This is a genomic window from Staphylococcus sp. GDY8P120P, assembly GCF_017892065.1.
In the GTDB taxonomy this organism is placed as follows: Bacteria; Bacillota; Bacilli; order Staphylococcales; family Staphylococcaceae; genus Staphylococcus; species Staphylococcus nepalensis.
In genome coordinates, this window is sequence record NZ_JAESKI010000007.1 from 116,694 (window position 1) to 141,357 (window position 24,664).

General features: G+C 33.6%; 20 protein-coding genes, 1 pseudogene and 1 riboswitch. Of the genes and pseudogenes, 10 read left to right on the forward strand and 11 right to left on the reverse strand.

The window, feature by feature from the left end:
- Positions 1 to 31: 31 nt before the first annotated feature.
- A complete protein-coding gene (locus tag KA900_RS05105) occupies positions 32 to 1,228 on the reverse strand; it encodes a DUF819 family protein (protein ID WP_119487706.1) in 1,197 nt (398 codons plus the stop codon).
- A 149-nt stretch (positions 1,229 to 1,377) separates the two neighbouring features.
- On the opposite strand from KA900_RS05105, the gene KA900_RS05110 reads away from it, so the two are divergent.
- Both KA900_RS05110 and KA900_RS05115 read left to right on the forward strand, forming a co-directional pair.
- Positions 1,378 to 2,799 (forward strand): SLC13 family permease, encoded by a 1,422-nt coding sequence (locus KA900_RS05110; RefSeq protein WP_119487705.1) that lies wholly within the window; start codon positions 1,378 to 1,380, stop codon positions 2,797 to 2,799.
- Between the two features lie 146 nt (positions 2,800 to 2,945).
- Complete coding sequence (locus KA900_RS05115; protein WP_115341915.1) at positions 2,946 to 3,152, forward strand: hypothetical protein; 207 nt, start codon at positions 2,946 to 2,948, stop codon at positions 3,150 to 3,152.
- 627 nt (positions 3,153 to 3,779) lie between these two features.
- Here KA900_RS05115 and KA900_RS05120 read toward each other — a convergent pair.
- The 3 genes from KA900_RS05120 to KA900_RS05130 form a co-directional block, all read right to left on the reverse strand.
- Positions 3,780 to 4,649, reverse strand: a complete 870-nt coding sequence (locus KA900_RS05120) for an SDR family oxidoreductase (RefSeq protein WP_096808359.1) — start codon at positions 4,647 to 4,649, stop codon at positions 3,780 to 3,782.
- A gap of 341 nt (positions 4,650 to 4,990) precedes the next feature.
- A complete protein-coding gene (locus tag KA900_RS05125; protein WP_096808358.1) occupies positions 4,991 to 6,877 on the reverse strand; it encodes an ABC transporter permease in 1,887 nt (628 codons plus the stop codon).
- Positions 6,867 to 7,628 carry an ABC transporter ATP-binding protein gene (locus KA900_RS05130; RefSeq protein ID WP_103373060.1) on the reverse strand — a complete coding sequence of 254 codons (762 nt, stop codon included), beginning with the start codon at positions 7,626 to 7,628 and terminating at the stop codon, positions 6,867 to 6,869. Before KA900_RS05130 ends, KA900_RS05125 begins: the two co-directional genes overlap by 11 nt.
- 233 nt (positions 7,629 to 7,861) lie before the next feature.
- On the opposite strand from KA900_RS05130, the gene KA900_RS05135 reads away from it, so the two are divergent.
- The 3 genes from KA900_RS05135 (at position 7,862) to copZ (ending at position 12,133) form a co-directional block, all read left to right on the forward strand.
- Entirely contained in the window at positions 7,862 to 9,313 is a 1,452-nt protein-coding gene (locus KA900_RS05135; protein WP_119487702.1) for a SulP family inorganic anion transporter, read from the forward strand.
- A gap of 174 nt (positions 9,314 to 9,487) precedes the next feature.
- Positions 9,488 to 11,872 (forward strand): heavy metal translocating P-type ATPase, encoded by a 2,385-nt coding sequence (locus KA900_RS05140; protein WP_119487701.1) that lies wholly within the window; start codon positions 9,488 to 9,490, stop codon positions 11,870 to 11,872.
- 54 nt (positions 11,873 to 11,926) lie between these two features.
- Entirely contained in the window at positions 11,927 to 12,133 is a 207-nt protein-coding gene (gene copZ / locus KA900_RS05145) for a copper chaperone CopZ (protein ID WP_096808354.1), read from the forward strand.
- A 190-nt stretch (positions 12,134 to 12,323) separates the two neighbouring features.
- Here copZ and KA900_RS05150 read toward each other — a convergent pair whose 3' ends face one another.
- From KA900_RS05150 to KA900_RS05170, 5 genes are all read right to left on the reverse strand, one after another.
- A complete protein-coding gene (locus KA900_RS05150) occupies positions 12,324 to 13,322 on the reverse strand; it encodes a D-lactate dehydrogenase (protein WP_103373056.1) in 999 nt (332 codons plus the stop codon).
- Between the two features lie 22 nt (positions 13,323 to 13,344).
- Positions 13,345 to 14,502: an aminotransferase class I/II-fold pyridoxal phosphate-dependent enzyme gene (locus tag KA900_RS05155; RefSeq protein ID WP_119487700.1), complete on the reverse strand. Its 1,158-nt coding sequence runs from the start codon at positions 14,500 to 14,502 to the stop codon at positions 13,345 to 13,347.
- A 62-nt stretch (positions 14,503 to 14,564) separates the two neighbouring features.
- A riboswitch (SAM riboswitch) is annotated at positions 14,565 to 14,673 on the reverse strand.
- A 148-nt stretch (positions 14,674 to 14,821) separates the two neighbouring features.
- Positions 14,822 to 15,562 carry an aggregation-promoting factor C-terminal-like domain-containing protein gene (locus KA900_RS05160; protein WP_119487699.1) on the reverse strand — a complete coding sequence of 247 codons (741 nt, stop codon included), beginning with the start codon at positions 15,560 to 15,562 and terminating at the stop codon, positions 14,822 to 14,824.
- 519 nt (positions 15,563 to 16,081) lie between these two features.
- Positions 16,082 to 17,125 carry a PTS sugar transporter subunit IIC gene (locus tag KA900_RS05165; protein WP_096808350.1) on the reverse strand — a complete coding sequence of 348 codons (1,044 nt, stop codon included), beginning with the start codon at positions 17,123 to 17,125 and terminating at the stop codon, positions 16,082 to 16,084.
- Between the two features lie 334 nt (positions 17,126 to 17,459).
- Positions 17,460 to 17,891 carry a 6-pyruvoyl trahydropterin synthase family protein gene (locus KA900_RS05170; protein ID WP_096811192.1) on the reverse strand — a complete coding sequence of 144 codons (432 nt, stop codon included), beginning with the start codon at positions 17,889 to 17,891 and terminating at the stop codon, positions 17,460 to 17,462.
- Between the two features lie 129 nt (positions 17,892 to 18,020).
- On the opposite strand from KA900_RS05170, the gene KA900_RS05175 reads away from it, so the two are divergent.
- A complete protein-coding gene (locus KA900_RS05175) occupies positions 18,021 to 18,374 on the forward strand; it encodes a DUF488 domain-containing protein (RefSeq protein WP_119487698.1) in 354 nt (117 codons plus the stop codon).
- Positions 18,375 to 18,387: 13 nt separating this feature from the next.
- The gene (locus KA900_RS05180; RefSeq protein ID WP_096808348.1) at positions 18,388 to 19,044 is read left to right on the forward strand and encodes a DNA-3-methyladenine glycosylase family protein; all 657 of its coding nucleotides are present in this window, start codon (positions 18,388 to 18,390) and stop codon (positions 19,042 to 19,044) included.
- Between the two features lie 342 nt (positions 19,045 to 19,386).
- Here the strand turns inward: KA900_RS05180 and KA900_RS05185 are convergent, their stop codons facing one another.
- Together KA900_RS05185 and KA900_RS05190 are read right to left on the reverse strand one after the other, a co-directional pair.
- Positions 19,387 to 19,908: a M23 family metallopeptidase gene (locus tag KA900_RS05185; RefSeq protein WP_229718989.1), complete on the reverse strand. Its 522-nt coding sequence runs from the start codon at positions 19,906 to 19,908 to the stop codon at positions 19,387 to 19,389.
- A 319-nt stretch (positions 19,909 to 20,227) separates the two neighbouring features.
- Positions 20,228 to 21,166, reverse strand: coding sequence for a nucleoside hydrolase (locus KA900_RS05190; protein WP_096808346.1), 939 nt, complete (start codon positions 21,164 to 21,166; stop codon positions 20,228 to 20,230).
- Between the two features lie 447 nt (positions 21,167 to 21,613).
- Between KA900_RS05190 and KA900_RS05195 the strand changes: the two are divergent.
- From KA900_RS05195 to KA900_RS05205, 3 genes and pseudogenes are all read left to right on the forward strand, one after another.
- Positions 21,614 to 22,459 (forward strand): annotated as a pseudogene (locus KA900_RS05195) (DMT family transporter).
- Positions 22,460 to 22,518: 59 nt separating this feature from the next.
- Positions 22,519 to 23,088, forward strand: a complete 570-nt coding sequence (locus KA900_RS05200) for a TetR/AcrR family transcriptional regulator (RefSeq protein ID WP_096808345.1) — start codon at positions 22,519 to 22,521, stop codon at positions 23,086 to 23,088.
- A 156-nt stretch (positions 23,089 to 23,244) separates the two neighbouring features.
- Entirely contained in the window at positions 23,245 to 24,618 is a 1,374-nt protein-coding gene (locus tag KA900_RS05205; protein WP_182478018.1) for an MFS transporter, read from the forward strand.
- Positions 24,619 to 24,664 lie beyond the last annotated feature (46 nt).

Genomic DNA, 24,664 nt, shown 5'->3' on the forward strand with positions numbered 1-24,664 from the left:
AATACACCGTCAACACACTCACCTCATAGCACTAAGCAAGATAACTAAGCCATTGATACATTAATGTACCAGCATAATTGCCAATCACGTAACCTAGCGTTCCAATAATTAAGATTGGTCCCACTAAACTAGTCCATCCCTTACCTATAGCTAAGGCCGCAGCAGTAGTTGGTCCACCAGCTGTTGCATTGCTCGCTAGCAAAATCTCTTCTACATTAAATTTCAATAATTTTCCCAACATTAAACTTAAACCTAAATTAAAAATTAAAATGATAATTACAAAGATAAAAAGCAATGGCGCTGTTTTGATAATCGTTACAAATGAAGCAGGTGTCCCGATGACTACAAAGAAAATATAAATGAGGAATGTGCCAATTTCAGATGCACCAGCTAATTTTTCAAAGAAATCGCCCCATATAGCAACTACCACCAATGTTAAAGTAGTAAGTAACAGATAAAAATCGCCAAAAAATGATACTAGTATTACCAACCACACATTGCTTTGCGGGACCACATGTTGAATAAATTCTGAAAACTTAAAACTAACAGCAACGATTGCAATGGCTATAGCTAAAGAAAATGCAATATCTAACAATTGGATTTTTTTAGGTTGCCAAAATGCTTGTTGAGATCCTGAAGTATCTTTACCGCCATATTGTGTATTAAAATGTTTTTTAATATATGGTATGGATGGTATGGCGATTAATAATAAAAAATATAGTGCCATAACACTATTATCTGCTACGACAGTAGATGATATCATATCACTCGGCGCCTCTAATTTAGAGCTTAAAGCAGCAAAATTCACGCCACCACCTATATAGCTGCCTGTCATCATTGCGCCTAGTTTAGATAAATATGGCACCGAATGGTTCAGAATGATAAATGCTACGGTAGTTCCAATCATAGTGCCTACAGAAGCAATTAAAAAAATAAATAATAACCGACGACTTTCTTTCCAAATCTTTAAAATATTAGAACTAAAAAGTAACAATGGTATCGATAGAGGTACAACATAATCCCACACTGTATCGTAAACTGGAGAACTTGTTGGAATTACTTTAAAATTAGAAAGTAACATCGCACCGACTAACGCTATAATGGCTCCCGATATAGTACTTGCCCACTGATAACGTTGCTCTAAAAACAAACTCACTGTAGCCCACACAATGATAATTGCCCACAACACCCAAATATCATCTTTGGCTACGATTGTACCAAATTCCATAAAATCACTCCCTTTTATATTTCTAATCTGTTCGCTTATTCTAACAATAATTATAATACTTGTTTCAATTTTCTGAAAAATAAATTGTCATAGCTTTTCTGAATTGGTATTCTTACTATTGCAAGGGTACAAACAAGGGGGAAATTTCTATGAAACAAAAGATTGGTTTGGTACTAGGACCATTGCTCTTTTTAATTTTTTACTTTGTCCCAAGTATTACAGATTTAGACGATGCGCCTAGAGCTGTGCTTGCTGTAACACTTTTTGTCGCGACATGGTGGATTACAGAAGCTATTCCAATACCAGCTACATCATTAATCCCACTTATCTTACTACCTTTAAGTGGAGGTACAAATGAAACGGTAGCTGCAAGCGCATATGCTGACCCAATTGTTTTTATGTATATGGGTGGTTTTATTATTGCATTAGCGATTGAAAAATGGAATTTACATAAACGTATTGCAATGACCATTATTGCTATGATGGGTTCTAACAGTAATCGTATTATTTTAGGAACGATGATTGCAACAGCATTTATCTCGATGTGGATTTCAAATGCTGCAACGGCTTTAATGATGTTACCTATTGCATTAGCCTTAATCCAAGAAATTAAAGATGCACAATTTTTAAAACCCGAGTCAGCACATAAATTTGGTAAGGCACTGTTGCTTACAGTAGCCTATTCTGCTTCAATTGGTGGCTTAGCTACTTTGATTGGTTCAGTTCCAAACGCAGTATTCGCAGCCATCGCATCGTCAAGTCTAGACAGAACAGTTTCATTTGGGCAATGGATGGTTTTCGCCTTGCCATTGACGATTATTTTACTTTTTATATTATATTTCTTAATGACAAAATGGCTATTTAAAATTGAAGATGCAGACAAAATATCTTCTGATTTCGCTAGGAAATCTTTACATGATTTAGGACCAATGCGCTTAGAAGAAAAATTAACTGGCATTGTATTTTTATTTGTGAGTGTATTATGGATTGGAGGCGGCTTGCTTCCTACTTCTCTACATTTATCTGATACAGTGATTGCAATGACAGGCGCAGTACTATTGTTCTTAATTCCAGCCAAAATACATAAGGGCGGCTTACTCGTTTGGGATGATATGAACAAACTGCCCTGGGGTATATTACTATTATTTGGAGGCGGCCTTTCATTAGCAGCTGCATTCGAAGATTCTGGACTGACCAAGTGGTTCGGTGGTATGTTAGGTATTGTAAAACCACTGCCATTAATTTTAATTGTTATCGTGCTTACTACTGGTATCTTATTCCTCACAGAAGTAATGTCCAACACTGCAGTTTCAAATATGTTAATGCCAATTAGTATTGGGTTCGCTGCAGCTATTAGTCAAGATCCATTTATTATTATGGGGATTGTTGCAGTTTCATCAACTTGCGCTTTTATGTTGCCAATTTCAACACCGCCCAACGCAGCCGTGTTTAGTTCAGATGAGTTAGAAATGAAAGATATGGTAAAAGCAGGGTTTATCCTCAATATATTTACAATCATTGTCATATCATTCTTTGCTTACTTCTGGTTGCCGATTGCTTTCGGTCTCTAACTACCATTTAAGATATACTATAAAATGGACTACTTTGATTGATATATACTACTAAGGTACGATGATTTATAAATACTATAGACGTATGTCATCAATTAAAATTTCTATTATAATATATATATAATCATCAAAAGGAGTCATTTATTATGAAAACAATAATTAAAGGCGCCATAGCTATCTTAATTATACTAGGTGCGGTAAAAACGTTCCAAGAACATGACGTCGCAGCAGAAACAAAGCATTATTACCAACAATTTAAAGATGGTGAAATACTGCAAAATATCGAAAATGTTAACTTTGACTCATTTAAAAATATAAGTGTAGATGATTTCATCCCTGCTGATTTCTTTTAACACAAAAGCGATTCATTTATATAAATATGTTTCTTGATATTAAATATATTACTAGCTTTATATAATATAAAGGCAATTAACCAATACTTTTTCAGAGAGCAAAACATGATTTATATCTACTACTCTAAAAGTGAGCGTTGAGATAATAACGCTATAAAAGATTTGTGTAAGTTTACTTATATGCTGCCTATATCATATTTAAGAGGCTCGGGTGAATCCAACAGTTCAGCCCCAAAAAGATATCTTAAGTTAGAAATCTTTTTGGGGTTCATTTTATACCAATACTTCATATCATTTTGCTCCCTTACTTTAGGTACGTCTTGAGTCCGTAGCCTCAAGATGTATGATCTTTCTATAGGTGTGTCGCCATCAATGCTATGTTGTAGATTACACACCATAGATAAATTTAATAGAATTCCTTTAATCATATACAGTTTATTTCTTAAAGTTAAAACTAAAAAATATAATATTAATTTTTTCAATACGCAAAACTGGATTTAAGAAAATAGTAGTTCAATGAGCTACAAAATTTCACAAAACCAAAGAAAACGTCAACTTCTATATTTGTTCAATAGAAATTGGCGTTTGTTTTTAGTCAGAAGTGTTGAAGCCTCGCCCGCTTTTTTATTAAGAAGTAGTATAGTCACCACCATTAACATGAATCACTTGACCTGTAATATAAGAACTATCTGCATAAGATGCTAAAAACACATAAGATGGCGCAAGTTCTGCTGGTTGGCCACGTCTGCCCATTGGTGTATCTTCACCTTGATGTGCTACTTTTTCTTCTGAGAATGTAGCTGGAATCAGCGGTGTGTATATCGGACCTGGCGCAACTGCATTCACACGTATGCCTTGCTCCATAAGCGTAGTAGCTAAAGATCGTGTGAAAGCTACTATGGCGCCTTTTGTAGCTGAATAATCTATAAGATGCGCTGAACCTCTATATGCTGTGACACTTGTGGTATTAATAATAGCATCTCCGTCTTTTAAATGTGGCACTGCCGCTTGTGATAAAAACATCATACCAAAAATATTCGTTTCAAATGTTTCTTTAACTTGTTCTGGAGTGATTTCTTGGAAGTTATCTTGAGGAAATTGAACGCCACCGTTATTTACTAGGATATTCAAACCCCCAAAATCATTTACAACTTTATTAATGAGTTCTTTAGATGCTTCTACTTCCTTTAGATCATGTGCATATGCTTTTGCTGATACACCTATTGATTTCAAATTATCAACTACATTTTGTGCATCCTCATGTTCGTCGTAATAACCTATAGCAACATTTGCGCCTTCTCTCGCAAACAAAATAGCGACAGAACGACCAATACCAGAGTCACCACCTGTAATTAAAGCAACTTTACCAACTAATTTACCGCCACTTTTATAATTTTCCATTTCTGTTAGCGGCTGTGGTTCCATATCTTTTTGAATGCCAGGTTGTCTATTTTGAGTATAGCCTTTAATTTGTTTATGAAATTCTATTAAATTCATCGCATTACCTCCATATTTTATTACTCCCATCATTTAACAGTTCCCATGAATTATCTCAAACAAACATAAGAGATAGTAGCAGATACCACCCTTATGCTAAAAATGGTTGCTAATAAGCTAAACGTCACTACTTTAAAATAGAAGTAAGTTAACAATATAAAGTCGTAACCTAGATTTGAATATGGCTGTTAGCAATAGCCATATTCAAATACAAATGTACGAACGCCATGTTTTCAATCCCATTTATATTCAACAAAAAATGGAGCGAATCTTATTAAAAAATGATACGCTCCATCAGCTTTCGAATTTCACTATTTTTTATGATGAAATTGGTTCCAATTTTATATTGAGTGTTTCACAATTCGACTTGAATGAATAAAGGACATTATCGCAAATATACAATAAATGACTGAATATATAACCATTACAACATAAACTGGCGTCATATTAGCAGTATTATATAATCCCATAAATGCCTTTGCCGCAAAATACGCATGCAATAAGGAAACAACCAATGGCAATCCAAAATTAAAGATAATTTTGAGTCCGAGTCCTTTTAACATATCTTGATGCGTGTAACCAATTTTTCTTAAAATACGGAAATTAGGTATTTCATCCTCTGTTTCATCCATTTGCTTAATATAAATAATACACCCAGCTGCTACTAAAAATGCTAAACCTAAAAATGAAGTTACAAATAATAGAATACCGATACTTTCATTTAATTGTTGTTTTACCATTTCTTTTGGTTGTATGTTTGAATCAATAGATTGGGCAATTTTGGTCGCTTTAGTCAAATCTGATTGATGTTTCACATCATAACCATACTGTTGTTTTGTATCTTCGCCGTAGTGTTTAAGCGCATCATATTTCTCTGGACTAACTAACAATACAGGGCCACCATAGCTTACTTGAGCCATAAATTCAGTTTCTTCACTATCATCAATAACTTCAAATGTTTCTTTACCATGACCTTTTAACTGAATATCTTTATTTAGTTCATATTTTACAACGCCGCTTCCAGCTGCTAAATTAATTAATTTGGCTTTATTACCAGATATTGCTTTATCATTAAAATATTCATTACTTGTTATAGATATGTCACGGATACTACTCATGCTGGTCTTTTGAAATACTTGATCTTCCAGTACTTCAGAACGTGTTATTTCCTTATAATCTTTCTTAACGTCAATATTGGATTGTTGTAATTTATGTTCAAATTGCGCTGACTTTTTACTATCGGTAAAATTTAAATCATGCGGCGCTGTCAATGCTACATTTTCATCTATAGTTGATTTACTAATAGCACCAAAACATAAAACCGTTACAGTAACTGCGGAAATTGTCGCAATAATCGTCAGTGACAATGCGTTTTTTTTCATTCTATGCATAATAGAAGAAGTGAATACAACATCTGTTATAGAAACATTTCCTTTTTTTGAACGCTTCAACGTCTTAAAAATAAGCGATACTGAGCTACGGAAAAATAGATATGCCCCTACAACCGTTAAAAACAAAATGATAAACGGTGTAAATACTAATAGATCCATAAATTTACCAAACATTTCCGTAGACATGTAATATCCAAAACCTATCATTACTATCCCAAGCACACCTGAAATGACTTCAAACACTGTAATTTTAGACTTTGTCATTTCTGTTTGCGCGCTATCATTCATCATCGTCAAAATGCTACGTTTACGTAAAAAAATAAAACTTTGTATTAATATTAATACAAACGATATTGCGATGAGCATCAATGTCTGCATAACAGCTGCAAATTCAAACGTTAGCGACACGCTTGTATCAAGGCTCAGCACTTTAAGCACGATCATCAACAGTAATTTCGAACCAAATATACCTATAATCATACCTATGATGCCAGTGCATATTAGCATGATTGCTTGTTCAATTAGAAGCATACGCATAATATTTCTTCTTGTTAAACCAATTAATTGATATAAAGCAAATTCTCTCGTTCTACGTTTAATAAATAGTTGGTTAGCATACATTAAAAATATGACGATAATAAAGAATAAAAATACTGCACCAATTTCTGAACCTTTTTGAATGGTTTTTAGCGAATCACCATTATTAATACTTTCTGTATATTTTAATGTTACAAAACTAAAATATAGAACAATGCTTACAATTAATGAAAATAAGTACATGGCGTAATGTCTTATATTTTGTCTTAAATTTTTTATGACGATTTGATTAAAACTCATTTGTTACACCACCTAAGGCAGTTTGCATATGAATAATATTTTTATAAAACGCTTGGTTGCTATCTTCTCCTTGATAAATTTCGGAATGAATATCACCATCTTTTAACATAATGACACGATTGGAATAGCTCGCTGCTACAGGATCATGTGTCACCATAACAATTGTGGCATTGATACTTTCATTTAAATCTTCTAGACGATTTAATAAATCTTGTGCACTTTTAGAATCTAATGCGCCTGTAGGTTCATCTGCAAATATAATGGCTGGTTTATGTACTGAAGCGCGTGCCGCTGCAGTACGTTGCTGTTGCCCTCCAGATATTTCAGTTGGATATTTATGACCTAATTCGCTAATACCTAATGCTTTCGTTACTTCATCATAATTCTGTTCTTTTTCTTGTTTAGATAGCTTTTGAATGGATAATGGAAGCATAATGTTTTCTTTAACTGTTAATGTATTCAGTACACTATAGTTTTGAAAAATAAAACCTATCTCTCGTTTACGAAAATCTGCTAATGCTTTATTACTCATTTTATTAATTTCATGGCCATTAATTTCTACAGTACCACTTGTAATATAATCAATAGAGCTAATAACATTCAGTAATGTCGTTTTCCCTGACCCAGATGGTCCCATAATTGTTACGAATTCACCTTTTTCGATTGTGAAATCTATCCCTTTTAGTACTTCTTGTTTTCTATGTTTGTTTCCATAATTTTTAGTTAATCCTTCTACTTTTAAAATGGACATGTTTGACACTCCTTTAATTACTGAACTTTTATTTATATTGCTATCATAACGTATCGACTTTATACTTTCGTTTGATTGTGCTAACAAATATAGCTTTTCAAATGACAAAACTGTCACATTTTATTTAGCAATAAATTATATTTTTAAAAATTTTTTAGTATAAAGTGCTATAAACTTTTACTATGCTATGTGCTATACTATTACAATTGACTTTTAATAAAGGAGCACAGATTATGTTAAATAAATTAAAAAGAGAATGGCTCACTGCTCCAGGAACAAATATATTAGCAGGTATCGTTGTAGCACTTGCGTTAATTCCTGAAGCAATTTCATTCTCTATTATTGCAGGTGTAGATCCGATGGTCGGTCTATACGCATCGTTTATCATCGCTGTCGTCATTTCATTCGTTGGCGGCAGACCCGCAATGATATCAGCTGCTACTGGCGCTGTTGCTTTAGTAATTGTGCCATTAGTCCGAGATCATGGCGTCCAATATTTACTGGCTGCAACCATTTTAATGGGTGTAATTCAAATTATCTTTGGTTTGTTAAAGGTAGGCAGATTAATGAAATTCATTCCAAATTCTGTAATGATTGGGTTTGTGAACGCATTAGCTATAATGATATTTATGACACAACTTAAACATATCTTTGGTATTTCATTACCCACATACTTATTTGTAATTATCACGCTATTAATTATTTATTTATTGCCACGTGTTTTCAATCGTATACCTGCACCCTTGATTGCTATTGTCTTACTAACTATTACATATTTAGTTACTGGTGCAGATGTTAAAACGGTTGGAGATTTAGGGGAAATTAAAAAAAGCTTACCGCAATTATTAATCCCTGACGTACCATTTAATATGGAGACTTTTAAAATTATATTTCCTTATTCTATATCAATGGCAATTGTAGGTCTTGTAGAAAGTTTATTAACTTCACGTATCGTCGATCAAGCGACTGATAGTTATAGTAACAAAAATCAAGAAGCTCGTGGACAAGGTATAGCAAACTTTATTACAGGCTTTTTCGGTGCAATGGGTGGTTGTGCTATGATTGGTCAGTCGGTTATTAATGTGCGTTCTGGTGCAACCACACGACTTTCCACATTCACAGCAGGTGTGTTTTTAATCATCTTGATTATGGTCTTTGGTGATTGGGTTGTCCAAATTCCAATGCCAATTCTAGCTGGTATCATGGTGATGGTCTCTGTAGGTACATTTAATTGGGGTTCATTTAAATTTATACAAAAAGCCCCGCGTTCTGATGCATTTGTGATGATTTTAACGGTGGTTATCGTTTTATTTACAAGTAATTTAGCGCTCGGCGTCATTGTAGGTGTCATCGTCAGTGCATTATGTTTTGCTACAAAGATATCAAATGTCTCTGTTCAATATGAAGCCCGTAATCATCACATCTATTATAAAATTGAAGGACAAATTTTCTTTGTGTCTATCGACTCCTTAATGAACCAATTAGATTTAGAATTACGAGATAAAACGATTTATCTCGATTTTAGCCAAGCGCATTTATGGGACGATTCAGCTGTCAATGCAGTAGATACTTTAATAGAAAATTATAAAAAGAAAAATAATATTATCTATGTACAGCACCTTAATAAAGATAGTCGTAAAATCGTTTCCGAACTCAGCAAGGTCAATCAACAACATCTAATATAAGCTTGGTTTAAATCCTAAGCTAGCATCGTTTGTTATATACATTCTGGTGTTAGCTTATTTTATTTTGAACAAACACGTTGACTTTTATACCTATAGGGGGTATATTAAATTTAACAAATGGCTTAGATTTAATCATGCTATATATATTTATCGTAAAAGGAGGTAATCACTGTAATGGATAATAAGAAAAAAACGACATTAGGTATAACGGGTATGACTTGTACGGCGTGTGCAAATCGTATCGAAAAGAATTTAAATAAAATGGATGGCGTAGAAGCAAACGTCAATGTGACAACAGAAAAAGCAACCGTTGCATATAATACTGATACTACTTCCATAGAATCATTAACTCAAAAAATCAAAGACACTGGTTACGATGTAGTATCAGAAAAGACTGAATTGGATGTTATTGGTATGACTTGTGCTGCATGTTCAAATAGGATTGAGAAAGTACTCAATCGAACTGATGGTGTTGAACAAGCTAATGTCAATCTGACAACTGAAAATGCAACAATTGCTTATAACCCTGAAGCGACTTCTATTGATGATCTCATCAAAAAAATACAAAATATCGGCTACGATGCACAACCTAAAAAAGAAGCTTCAGCCAAACATTCACAAAAAGAACAAGAATTAAAAGGAAAACGGAATAAATTAATTATTTCAGCTATTCTCTCCCTACCTTTACTGTTAACGATGTTTGTCCACTTATTCGGACTACCATTACCAGGACTTTTAATGAATCCATGGTTTCAATTCATATTAGCTACGCCTGTTCAATTTATCATTGGTTGGCAATTCTACGTAGGCGCTTATAAAAACCTGAGAAATGGGTCAGCTAATATGGATGTATTAGTTGCATTAGGTACTAGCGCTGCATTCTTTTACAGTATTTACGAAATGGCAAAATGGTTAGCTACTTCAAACTATACGCCACATTTATATTTTGAAACTAGTGCAGTATTAATAACACTTATCTTATTTGGTAAATATTTAGAAAGCCGTGCTAAAACGCAAACCACGAATGCTTTAAGTGAGTTATTAAGTTTACAAGCTAAGGAAGCTCGTGTAATCAGAAACGGCGAGGAACGTATGGTCCCTTTAAGTGAAGTTATTGTTGGAGATCATATACAAGTTAAACCAGGAGAAAAAATTCCAGTTGATGGACAAATTATCAAAGGCATGACTGCGATTGATGAATCTATGTTAACTGGCGAATCTATACCGATTGAAAAAACATTAAATGACAATGTGATAGGCTCAACTATGAATAAAAATGGTTCTATTACAATAGAAGCAACTAAAGTAGGCAAAGATACAGCGCTATCTTCAATTATCAAAGTAGTAGAAGAAGCACAAGGTTCAAAAGCGCCTATTCAACGTTTAGCTGATATTATCTCTGGTTATTTTGTACCTATTGTTGTCGGTATCGCTATTCTCACGTTTATTATTTGGATTGCTTTTGTACAATCTGGTCAATTTGAACCTGCACTTGTAGCCGCAATTGCTGTATTAGTTATAGCTTGTCCGTGTGCCTTAGGGCTTGCAACACCTACTTCAATTATGGTTGGTACTGGTAAAGCTGCTGAAAATGGTATTTTATTTAAAGGCGGCGAACATATAGAGCGTACACATCAAATAGATACAGTTGTCCTAGATAAAACCGGCACCATCACAAACGGTAAACCAATTGTGACTGACTTTGACGGTGACGATGAAACGTTACAACTATTAGCAAGTGCTGAAAAAGATTCAGAACATCCATTAGCTGAAGCAATTGTTAATTATGCAAATAATAAAGATGTTAATCTATTAGATGCCGAATCTTTTGAAGCTATACCTGGCCACGGTGTCAAAGCAACAATCAATAAAAAAGATATATTGATTGGAACACGTAAATTAATGACAGATTATCACATTGATGTAACAATGTCTGAAGATAACTTAATGAATTATGAATACGAAGGCAAAACTGCTATGTTAATTTCAATCAATCAAACATTGCGAGGTGTTGTAGCTGTAGCTGACACGGTCAAAGATTCTGCCAATGAAGCGATAAAACAATTACATGAATTAGGTATTTCAGTTACGATGCTTACAGGCGATAATGAACGAACAGCGCAAGCCATCGCTAAACAAGTTGGGATTGATTCAGTTATTTCTGAAGTATTGCCTGAACAAAAAGCTTCAAAAATTACATCACTTCAAGATGAAAATAAGGTTGTTGCAATGGTTGGTGATGGGGTTAACGATGCTCCAGCCCTAGTTCAAGCTGATATAGGCATTGCTATTGGTACTGGTACTGAAGTAGCTATAGAAGCAGCGGATGTTACAATATTAGGCGGAGAGTTACTATTAATACCGAAAGCAATCAAAGCGAGTAAATCAACTATAAGTAACATTAGACAAAATTTATTTTGGGCTTTCGGTTATAACGTCGCAGGTATTCCTATTGCAGCTTTAGGTTTACTTGCACCATGGGTAGCTGGTGCCGCTATGGCTTTAAGTTCAGTGAGCGTTGTAACAAATTCACTCAGATTAAAACGAATGAGATTATAATCAAACTTTGTGATAATAACTATATAATACCTTTAATTTAAGGAGGTGATTCATATGACAACAGAAACAATTAAAGTTGAGGGCATGAGCTGCGATCATTGTAAACATGCAGTAGAATCTGCACTTACAAACCTAGACGGTGTATCAACAGCTGATGTAAATCTTGATGCCGGAAATGTTAAAGTCGATTATGATGATAATAAAGTTTCCATGACAAACATGAAAGAGGCAATCGAAGACCAAGGTTACGACGCTAAATAAAAATTATATTTCTATCTGAAAATAATGAGAGGGAGCGAGACAGAAATCACAATTTCTAAGATGATTTCATTGTCCCGCTCCCTCTTCGTTGATTAGAAGAGTGGTGTACAAAAGCGGAAGTCCATATATAAGTGTGATTAACTCAAAAGAAAGTTTACAAGAGCTAAAGTACTTGCGCCCACTTCATATTTTAATTCACACGAAACTTACTATCACCTGTTTTTATTACTTCTAATGTTGCATCCAACGCATCGACAATTAAATTTTCAACCGCAGCATCCGTATAGAAAGCAATATGCGGCGATATAATTACATCTTGTCTTTCAATCAATTTAATTAATAATTCATCATCTAACTGCGTATGGCGTTGATCACTTGGAAACAAACCTTTTTCACCTTCATAAGTATCCAATGCAGCACCTTTTAGCTTCCCACTATTTAATGCATCTACAAGAGCTTGTGTATCAACGATTATACCACGTGCACAATTGACGAACACAGCACCTGTTTTCATTTGAGCAAATAAATCTGCATCAAATAAATATGTATTGTCCTCTGTTGCAGGAATATGCACTGTGACAATATCTGCGTCTTTGATAGCTTCATTTATACTTTCTTTGTATGTTAAATAAGTCTCGCATGATGATTGAGGTTCAATATCATAAGCCAATACTTCTGAACCAAAACCCTCTGCAAAGATCTTTCCAACAATAGACCCAATTCGCCCCGTGCCTATTATTGCGATTTTCAAATCTTTAATAGAGCGTGACATAATACTCGGTTGCCACCTAAAATCATATTGTGCAGTTTTATTTTGAATATCATTAAAATTCCTGATTAAGTTCAATGCTTGTGACACAGTATATTCTGCTATAGAATGTGGAGAATATGAAGGTACATTTGTTATAACTAATCCATATTGATTGGCTAGCTCGAGATCATAGCTATCATATCCAGCGCTTCTCTGTGCAATTTGTTGTATACCATAATCATGTAATTTCTTATAAACTACTTCATCTAATTCAATTTGTTGCGACAATGACAGCCCATCAAACCCTTTCACACGATCTACTGTTTCTGCTGACAACAAATCGCTATCTAAATCTACTTCAACTTGATTGCTTTCTGCCCAATTTTTAATAAAGGGTATATCTTCTTCTCTAACACCAAATAGTTTAATACTCGTCATAAATTGTTCCACTCTCACTTTCTTATTTATAAAGATGTTTTAAAGATTGAAGTCGCTCTGCCGCTTCCATTAACCTCTCGTCATCCACTGCTAATGAAATACGCACATAACCTCGCCCATGTTCGCCAAATGGTATACCAGGCGCAACTAAAATAGACTTTTCTTTTAATAAATAAGCCTCAAAACGTTCACTATCATAATTTTCAGGCATTTTTAGCCATAAAAATATACCACCTTGCATCGGTTCAAACGGGATACCCGCTTCAATTAATTTAGCTGTAAATTTATCTCTACGCGCTTTAAAAATTTCATTTTGATACACTAAAAAATCGTCATAATGATTTAAAGCAAATGTTGCTGCGTCTTGTAATGCACCAAACATACCTGCATGCGTATGTGTTTGATATTTTTTCAATGCTTGGATTATATCTTTATTTCCTACTGCAAAACCCACCCTGAAACCTGACATATTATATCCCTTAGACAAAGAGAAGACCTCTACTGCTAAATCTTTAGCACCTTCTGATTGTAAAATGCTAGGATTTTTATGATCAAAACCAAATGCACTATAAGCAAAATCATGAACAATCTTAGTTTTAGTTCCTTTAAATTGTGCAATTGCTTCATCAAATACATCTTTAGTAGCAACAGAGCCTGTTGGATTATTAGGATAAGTTAAGTAAACTAGGCGCGTATTTAATAAAACATCTGTATCTACGTTATGCCACTGTGGTAAATAATAAGGAGGCGTTAACACCAGCGGCTGCGGTTGTGCACCTGCTAATTGTACGCCTGCCAAATAATCTGTATAACCCGGATCAGGCAGGAGCACATTTTCACCTGGATTAACTATACAGGTAGGTAAAGCAACTAATCCATTTTTTGTACCATAAAGTATACAAACTTCATCTTCCTTATCTAGTTCAACACCAAACTGTCTTTGATAAAAATCAACAATGGCTTGTTTAAATGTTTCTTTGCCATGAAATGCTACATATTTTTGATTTTCTGGTTTTCGGATTGCTTCTGCAAAACAATCAAGGATACCTTTGGGCGTTTCACCATCAGGAATACCTACAGCCATATTAATCAATGGTAAAGGGCCATGTTCTATTGTACGTCCCATTGTTTTTCCAAAGTAGCTATCTGGAATTTGTGCTAATCGATCTGACATTACCATTAAAAAGCCCTCCTAAAATAAAAAACTATATGCCCCATTAAGTGGCATATAGTTTTACATGACACTTATCTTTCAAGCATTTCACTTGTTGAAAGTAGCACAGTACTCATAATGATAAGTCTGTTGCTGAAGTTTCTACGGGTCAACCCCCTCCACCTCTCTGGATAAGTTAATTTGTAATTAATTTACATTAATTTTATCAGAATATTCTAACATGTCAATTAGCATTCACCTTTTTTATTAAGATAAAAAAAGAGAGCAACTCATTTGAGTCACTCTCTTATATATCACCAAACTATCGAGTTCAGTGCTGTAGATTTTACCACCAACCGTGGCTTGCACGGAAAGCAAGGGCAGCTTCTTCAGAACCATAACGTTGTTTTGCATAGTTAAGCATACCTTTAGTTTGATCAGCTACTGAACCAGTTCCCCATGATTCTTTAGTTTGACCTAAGCCTCTGTAACCAGCTGGGTTAACCGCATTCGGGTTACCGCTTGATTCAGGCATTACGATTGAATTCCACATAGCTTCTGAACCACCAGCAGCTAAGAATTGAGCTTTTACTGAGCCACCAGTTGAAGCAGCTGATGTTTGCGCTACGTTATAAGCTTTTGTTGCTACGCTTGTTTGCGTAGTTCTCACGTTTGTAGACGCTGAAGCTTTTGGTGCTGCTACTGTTACTGGAGTAGCATATGATTGTTGTGAACGTACTTCACTTGCTGATTTTTCATTTGTATTTACACTTACTTCTGAGCTTACATCTTGTGTAGTGTTAGATGATGAAGCTTGTGTACCTGCTGCATGGTATCCCCATGACCACGTGTTACCGTCTGATGTAAAAGTAAATTCATTGCCATCTAATACGAAATTATAGTTATAGGCACCAGCATGTAACGGTTGTTGATCTAATTTAGCTGAACCGTTTAATGCTAACTCAGCTAAATGTGCTTTGTCGATGTTTTGTTCTGAAGCATGTGCTTGATTGTTGTCAGATGTTGCTGCGTAACCTGTTACGCCTAATGCTACTGCTAATGATGAAGCTAAAATTGTTTTTTTCATAGTAAAATAAATCCTCCAAATTTAAAATCTAATAAAATATATTTTTGATAGTTTTGTTGTCGTATTTGCTAAAATCTTTTAATATTTATGTCTTAATTTTTTACCATAGCTAATATATCATATAAATTTATCAATCGTATTACACTTATATAACAAAACTTTACAAAAATCATATTGCTTTGTAACATTGAAATATTTTGATTTATTTAGCGTAATACTTAAGAAAGTCTTTCTGAATCAGTTATATATCCATACTGTTATAGAAGGTCTTAAAATATAAAAAGCATTATAATTTCTATTATCTGAAAAATTACAAACCACACTGTTGTTACATCATTGTAATACGTATTTTCTATATATTTTTTATATTTTAGGGCAATACTTGCAATTTTTTTTGTTAAAAAAATAAAAAGACCTCTGATTTGAGGCCTTTTTACATTTCTTATGATATCAATAATTATATGTATACGATTAAATATTACAAAAACTTATTTCTTAACTCAGGTTTAGTTATCTGATTTACGCTAAAAATTTAAATATATCTTGGTGATATAACTTCAATACCCTCATATAAAATACATTAATTAAATAACCAATGATAAAAGGCACTACAAAGAACGCTATAAATACGATTACTAAATTCAGTAGTAATGAAGCTTCTATATGTCTAAATGCACTAATCGGCCCTACTAAACCGATGATACCAAAGCCTGCTGACTCTTTTGTACCAGCAATACCTAACAAAGCTCCAAAAAATCCTGTTATTAACGCGTTAGTAAATATAGGTAGTAAAATGATGGGGTGGCGTACCATATTCGGAATCATCATTTTAACGCCACCTAAAAATATCGTAAGCGGCACACCAGATCTATTTACTTTCAATGTTCCAGCAACAAGGACGCCTTCACATGCAACGATACCTAACGAAGCAGAGCCTGCAGCTAAGCCACTTATCCCAATAGCTAAAGCTGTTGCCACAGTAGAAATTGGCGAAATAATTAGAAAGCTGAAGACAAGCGCAATCAGCATTGACATCAATATGGGTTGTAATTCTGTAAATGTATTGACTAGGTTACCTATACCAGTAGTAATCATTTGTACATATGGAAGTATCGTTATACCTATTAAACCTGAAATAACACCTACTATCGTAGGTAAAATAATCAATGTTAAACTTCCAAAACGTTCGCCTATAACCAATATAAAAAATACTGCAATCGCAGCAGTAATCATTGTGTTAATTAAATCACCTACACCAGCAAGCATCCAAACACCATTTTTAAATTGTGCTACACCACTTCCCACAAAAGCAGCACTCGCGACTACGGCTGTCGCTAATGGTGTTAAACTAAATCGCATTGCAATTAATGCGCCAACCAATAATGGCACGGTAAATTGAATACCTAACACGACTTGAAGTAATGTTTCAAAAATATCATGTTTTGGTGCTAAAAACTTAAATAATTCTCCTAAAATAGCATTAGGTATAAGACCAGCAACAATAGCAATTGCTACTCCTGATAATACGTTATTTATAAATTGTTTTGGGCTTACTTTTATCATAGTAGCGCCTCCTAAGATGTGATAACTAAAAATATAACATATTATCATAATTTTCAGAATATTTATTTTTAATTTAATGTACTTTTATTTCAAATGGTTGTTATAAAAAAGCAGCGGGCATAGAAACCATGCATTTTATTATGATACTTTTTAAACAATTAGCTTACAAAAATGCTAATTAAAAGCGGGTAACTGCGCGCCCGCTCTATTATGATATGCATAATTCATTCAATATTTGAATATATATCGGTTACAATGAAACATAAGGTATTGTTTTAATTTTGCTTAAACACATAAACCATATAAATTAAACGTTCATACTTAATTTCATCAACTAGTTTGCTTCCATTCGTTCTCTAGTAAGCACTAAACCTTGCGTTTCATTTTCAAAAAATTCTAGTTTTTGAAGTGTATTGTTTTCTGGTAAAAACTGTTCAAATTGTTCCCAGATCCAAAATGCAATATTCTCAGCAGTGGTATTCATCGGCGGCAAGGCCTCATTAATAAGTTGACCATCTAAATAGGTCGCTATTTTTGATTTATAAATTTTATCTACTTCATTAAAATCTAAAGCTAATCCATAATCATCAATTTGGGACAAAATTTCTATATTAAATTGATAACGTTGATTGGCTAAATCTTTATGCACCGTTTGCGTAAAATATATTCGGTTATCACAAGTGAACTCGTAGTAATTTTTAATAAGCACCGCGTTACTACGATATTTAAATTGCTTAGGTGGTTGAACATTTTCAAAATTTGTCATATCAAATTCTCCTTTATCCATTTTATACTCTTATACCCTTTACTATAGAATATATGGTTAATGTTTCTGTGGTTTTATTTAAGGCAATAGATATATAACTACATTTTATAAAAGGAGAAGATATATCTTATGACAATTCAAATCCAACGTATTTATGAAAAACCGCTTAAAGATGGTATACACATACTTGTTGATCGTGTTTGGCCAAGGGGTGTCTCAAAAGCAAAAGCAAACTTAGACCATTGGATCAAAGATATTGCACCAACAGCCGAATTAAGAAAGTGGTTTAACCATGACCCTCAACTTTACGCAGCCTTCAAAGAAAAATATGAAAAAGAACTACGTGAAAATAAGGATCAAAAACAAGCTTTCAATGATTTACAAGATATTATCGCTAACAGTAAGCAAGATGTGGTTTTATTATATAGCGCAAAAGACAAACAACATAATCAGGCCATTGTCCTACAAGAAATATTACAATAAGGTGTGATTCATTATGACTACGCAGTATATCAATATTCAAGATTACGCCGTTCAAGAACTCATGCAACAAGACCCTACTTTAGCAAAACTCATACAACATATTGGCAATATAGAAATACACCTACGCCCCGATCCATTAAAATCATTAATTCGCTCTATTATCGGCCAACAAATCACTGTTAAAGCTGCTGCTGCGATTTTCCAAAGATTTTCGATAGCTATTCATGACATTTGGTCTGTGCAAGTCATTTCAAATTTAAGTGAAACAGAAATGCGCAATTTAGGTTTATCTAAATCTAAAATAAGCTACGTTCAAAATTTATTATCCCATGTGGAACAAAATAAACTTGACTTCACAGCTTTAAGTCGTTTAAATGATTCGGATGCTAAACATGCATTAACTGAAATTAAAGGGATTGGGCAGTGGACAGCTGAAGTTTTTTTAATGTTCACATTGCAACGGCAAAATGTATTACCCATCTATGACGTTGGCTTACAAAAAGCTGCTCAATGGTTATATCAAACTTCAACTTTAGAAAGAAAAAAACAGCTCAAGCTCTGTAGAGAACGGTGGAGCCCCTATGCTTCCATAGGTGCTTTTTATTTATGGAAAGCCATTCATCAAAATCTTTTAAGTTATGATTCTATTGATTCACTTACAAATGAATGATTACGATTCAAACATAATATGACAAACATTTAACAGATTCAAATACAAGTTAATATCCGTTTTTCGAAATTTTGGAGTTCATACAGGACACAAATAACACCTCGTCAATCAATATAGTATATTCAAGAATTACTTAAAAATATAAAATCCCACTTCTCAAATAATCGAGTTAGTGGGATTTATACATGAATTTGGACAATTAATACTTAAATTAAACGCTATCTTCCTAGCCACCTTTTCTGAAATAGAGAACAAATGATTTGAGAAGTATGCGATAACTGTGCCATCTCAACGGTTTTACTTCATTTGTTATCATTATAATCACCCTTATATTCAAACCATTTATTTTTTATAAAGACTTTCTTCTCCTTGTGGTAAAGATTCTATAAATTCTCTCGGATCTTCAGCGTAATCATTCCCAACGCCACCTTTCATTCTTTGAAAATGCAAATGTGGCCCAGAAGTCTGCGAACCCGTATTACCTGAAAGCGCAATGATTTCACCAGCTTTCACTTTATCTCCTGCTTCCACTTTAAACTCGTTTAAATGCATATACCATTGATGATACACACCATCTTCTTCCCTAATTTGGACTACTTTGCCTCCTAATTCATTATCAAATGTTCTAGTTACCGTACCATTTGTCGCAGCAGTAACGGGTGTATCTTTCCTTAATCCATAGTCTATGCCGTAGTGTTTGCCTTCAAAATCATTATATTTATATTCTCCAAACGATTCGGTTTCTCTACTCATATTAAAAACATCTTTATATGACTCGTCTCCATCTTCATCACGTGTGCCATCATTTTGTTCAACTAAGTTTTCTCTTACAAATTGTTGTATTGTGTCTAAATTTGTAAGCATTAATATCAACGGAACTAATATGACAATTAACAATATGATTGTTTTTAATGTATTTTTCAAATTTGGACTCACCTTTTAATTATATATTAATACCATAGTATACGTTTTTGGCAATGTGTTGCTAATCATTCAACTTGATAAAGCCTCATACTTTTGTCTTAAACTTAGTTAGTGATCACATAAAAAACGAGCGATATAACACCTCTTTTTATCGGGTATATACGCTCGCTTACAATCATAATTCAATTTTTTAAAATATGAGTCTGCTTATAGCAGCATAACTTAATATAATGGTATTGAAGTGTTGGGTTATTTTAAATTATTGATTATAACTTCCTAATATATATTCAATTAAAGACCAAACACGTTCAACATCTACCGCTGTAGCAAAATAAGCATTTTTTTCTTTATTAGTGACATTGTTTAAATCAACAGACATCGTACCATAAGTTAATTGACTTTGATGTTCGATATCTATATGTGTTTGTTGCATTGTGAATAAATCAGGTTGTAATAAATACAAAATCGTGCATGCATCATGGATTGGACCGCCATCCATATCAAAATGTGTTTTATAAGTTGATTTGAAAAATTCTAATAATTCTACAACAAATCTAGATATTTCATTATCAATTCGACTAAATCTTTGAATCACTTCATCTGTCGCTAATACTTGGTGCGTGACATCTAAACCAAAGACATTAATTCTTATACCACTTTCAAAGACACGTTTAGCCGCTTCAGCATCAACCCAAATATTAAATTCTGCCGTAGGTGTCCAATTCCCGAATGTACCACCACCCATTATCGTAATAGATTCAATAGATTGAGAAATACTTGGATCTTTAATTAAAGCCGTTGCTATATTAGTGAGTGGCCCTGTTGCAACAATTGTTACAGGTTCTGAACTTTGTTTTAAAGTTTTAATAATAACATCTGCTGCATGATGCTGTGTTGGCTTCAACACAGGCACCTCTGGTAATTTAGGTCCATCTAAACCAGAATCACCATGAATTTCTGAAGCAAATGAAGCAGGCTTTATAAGTGGACGGGTTGCGCCTACAGACACTTCAACGTCTCCTCTCCCCATCACTTCCAATACGTTAAGTGCATTTTTAGTGTTTTTTTCAACAGATTGGTTCCCAGCTACAGTTGTAACTGCTAATATATCAAGCGAACTATTTTTAGCGCCAGCTAGTATTAAAGCAATCGCATCATCATGCCCAGGGTCGCAATCCATTATTATCTTTTTACTCATTTACTACACTCCATCCGTTGTATATATTTTTAGATTTCAATTTAAGTTTGTTTATCAAGTTTATACTTTACTATTCCAATAGATTTTTATTATAGCGTGAAAAACATGCTATCCATTCACTATAAATTTTAAAATTGTCTTTAAAATCATCATACTACTTTTTTACTTTATTTGCCTAATATTTTCCGAAAATTCAAACAAACAAATGTATACTATCCATTTTAAAGTTAACTATATTTGCTCAATTCAAAAAAACTGGTAAATTAATAGCATTATACAATTTGAAGGAGGACTTAAATGAAAGCAATCTCCATTGGCGTTTTGGGTGCTTTATTTTTCTCTATTACTTTTATATTAAACCATGCAATGTCTAGCGATGGTGGCAGTTGGCTTTTTAGTGCATCACTTCGTTTTATTTTTATGTTTCCTTTTCTATTTGTTATCGTGATGTTTAAACAACGCCATCACGTCATTGTATTACATATCAAACAACATTTTTGGATGTGGCTATTGTGGAGTTCCTTTGGTTTTGTTTTTTTTACGTACCAATCACTTTTGTATCCAACTATAGTCCAGGCTGGCTTATTTCTGCGACATGGCAATTTACCATTATCTGTGGGCTATTACTGGCTCCCTTTTTCTATGAATATATACAATATGAACAGAAAACGATCAAAGTCAGAGAACGTGTCTCATGGCGTTCACTAGGAACGTCAAGTATGACGGTTCTCGGCGTTATTATCGTACAAATCCTCATATTTCAAATATCGACGTCCAAACCTTTATCTTATCTATTATGCCTTTAGTCGTTGCAGCCTTTGCTTATCCATTAGGCAATCGTAAAATGATGGCGCTTGTAGACAATGATTTAAATACAATTGAACGCATATACGGAATGACCTTAGTCACGTTACTATTTGGTTTATTATCTTTTTTATTGGCATATTTACACAAGGTGTACCATCTTCAAATCAAATGGTACAAACTTTTTTCGTCGCTATATTCTCAGGCGTTATAGCAACAACGTTATTTTTCTACGCAACTCACACTGTGAAGCATAATCAAACTCAATTAGCTGCTGTTGAAGCAACACAATCAATGGAAATTGTTTTCACATTAGCTGGTGAAATGTTGTTACTAGGCTTGGTATTACCAGCATTAACAAGTTTAATTGGGATCGTCATTATAACTTTAGGTATTGTTGTTTATTGTTTCTTAAACAGTAAAATTAAAGAAAACACCCTAAAAAAGTATAATACTATAATCAAATTCGTTTTATTGACAACTTGTTAATAAAGCAAGATAATTTGACTGATAAAGATGCGCAAAGCACAAATTTGGAGGTTATTAAATTGACTACTACTCATATAGATCCTCGTATTATAAGAACAAAAAAATTATTAATGGACGCTTTTCGTGAGACCGCAAAGGAAAAAAAGTTAGCCTCTATTACTGTTAAAGATATTACTGAGCGCGCTACTGTTAATCGTGCTACTTTTTACGCTCATTTTTATGATAAGTATGACATTATGGATTATACATTGTCTGAAACTATCTTAAAAAATTTAAATCAATCTCTCAACATGGTCGCCGAGTTAGATGATATAGCATTATGTAAATGTTTCATTACGATTACCAGTTATATTCAAGACACTCATGAAGAATGCCGTCTAAACAGTGAGGCTTATGGAGAAATCGTAGAAAAGAAAATTAAAGAAGCATTGGAAGATATTTTCTTAAATTTAATGGTCGATAAACACCATAACATAGATAGAGAAACGCTTGCTACAAGTGCACGTTTTCTTTCGTGGGGTTTATATGGCATCGCCAAACATTGGTTCCATTCAAGTGATTTACCAGCTGAAACATATATCAATAATTCATTGCCTTTCATTACGTCTCAATTATCTAACTCAAAATAATATAATTTTTTTAATTTTAATACTGCAAATCTCTGTTTTATATAATTTTCATTGTATTGAAAGCGTTTTATTTTACTGATATAGTTATTTTAAATTTAAAATAACTATATTTTTTAATAATTCTATACGAAGGCAGGGAGCAATTTGAATTCTAAAATGACTGTAGGCGGTAATAAATTAATTTTGGCACTAGTTTTATCTATTTTAACTTATTGGCTATTCGCTCAATCTTTTTTAAATATTGGGCCTCTCGTACAACAAACCTATACAACGAGTGATGCGTTACTTAATATTGCAGTTAGTTTAACATCTTTATTTACAGGGGTATTTATGGTGGCAGCAGGCGGATTCGCAGACAAATTTGGCCGTGTTAAAATCATGCGTATTGGGCTGACTTTAAGTATCATAGGCTCTATCTTAGTGATTATTTCTGATTTTACATTTTTACTATTACTTGGTAGGGCAATACAAGGATTTTCAGCAGCATGCTTAATGCCAGCAACGATTTCATTAATTAATACATATTACCATGATAAGGAACGACATAAAGCGTTAAGTATGTGGTCAATAGGTTCATACGGTGGGACTGGTTTATCATCTGTATTTGCAGGGCTTATTGCGACTTATATTGGTTGGCAATGGATTTTTATTGCGTCCATTATCGTGACACTCATTGTGCTTTTAATGATTAAAGATGTTCCTGAAGCAAAGGCTACGCAAAGTCATACTTCAAAATTTGATTTCTGGGGTCTTATTTTATTCGTTATAAGCACGTTGAGCATCAATATTGTGATTACTCAAGGCGGCGATATCGGATGGTATAATCCAACTATCATTATATTAGTGCTTGTGTTTGTTATCACATTAACCCTTTTTTATTTTTACGAAAAACGAAAAAGAGAACCACTTATTGATTTTTCTCTTTTTTCAAGTCGCTACTTTATCGGTACAGTGACATCTAATTTCTTACTTAATACATCTATAGGTGCCCTTGCGCTTTATAATATTTTTACACAGCAACATTTCCATCTTACTGGATTCGTTTCAGGATTAATTACCTTACCTTATATGTTTGGTGTATTAATAACGATAAGAATTGGTGAGCGTATGATGGAAACGCATGAAGCTAAGAAACCAATGAAGTTAGGTTCACTCATAGTCACTTTAGGTATCTTACTCTTATCATTATCTTTTTTACCTACACCTATATATATTATAGGTAGTCTAATCGGGTTTTTATGTTTTGGTATGGGTCTGGGCTTTTTTGCGACACCTGGTCTTAATACAGCAGTAGTACATACACCTAAAGAAAAATTAGGTATCGCTTCAGGTATTTACAAAATGGTTGCAACTATTGGTGCTGCATTTGGTATTACAATTTTCACAACGGTTTATCTCGTTATTGATGAACATGTGTCTCGTACAACTGGTAGTTTCATTGCATTTTTAGTGTGCGCATTATTTATGTTTTTATCATTTATTTCCACACGTTTTATTATTCCAGAAGTCAAAGAAAAAGAATTATTTTAAATTAGTACAATGTTCAGTTTTAACCATTCATATAACAGACACCTCG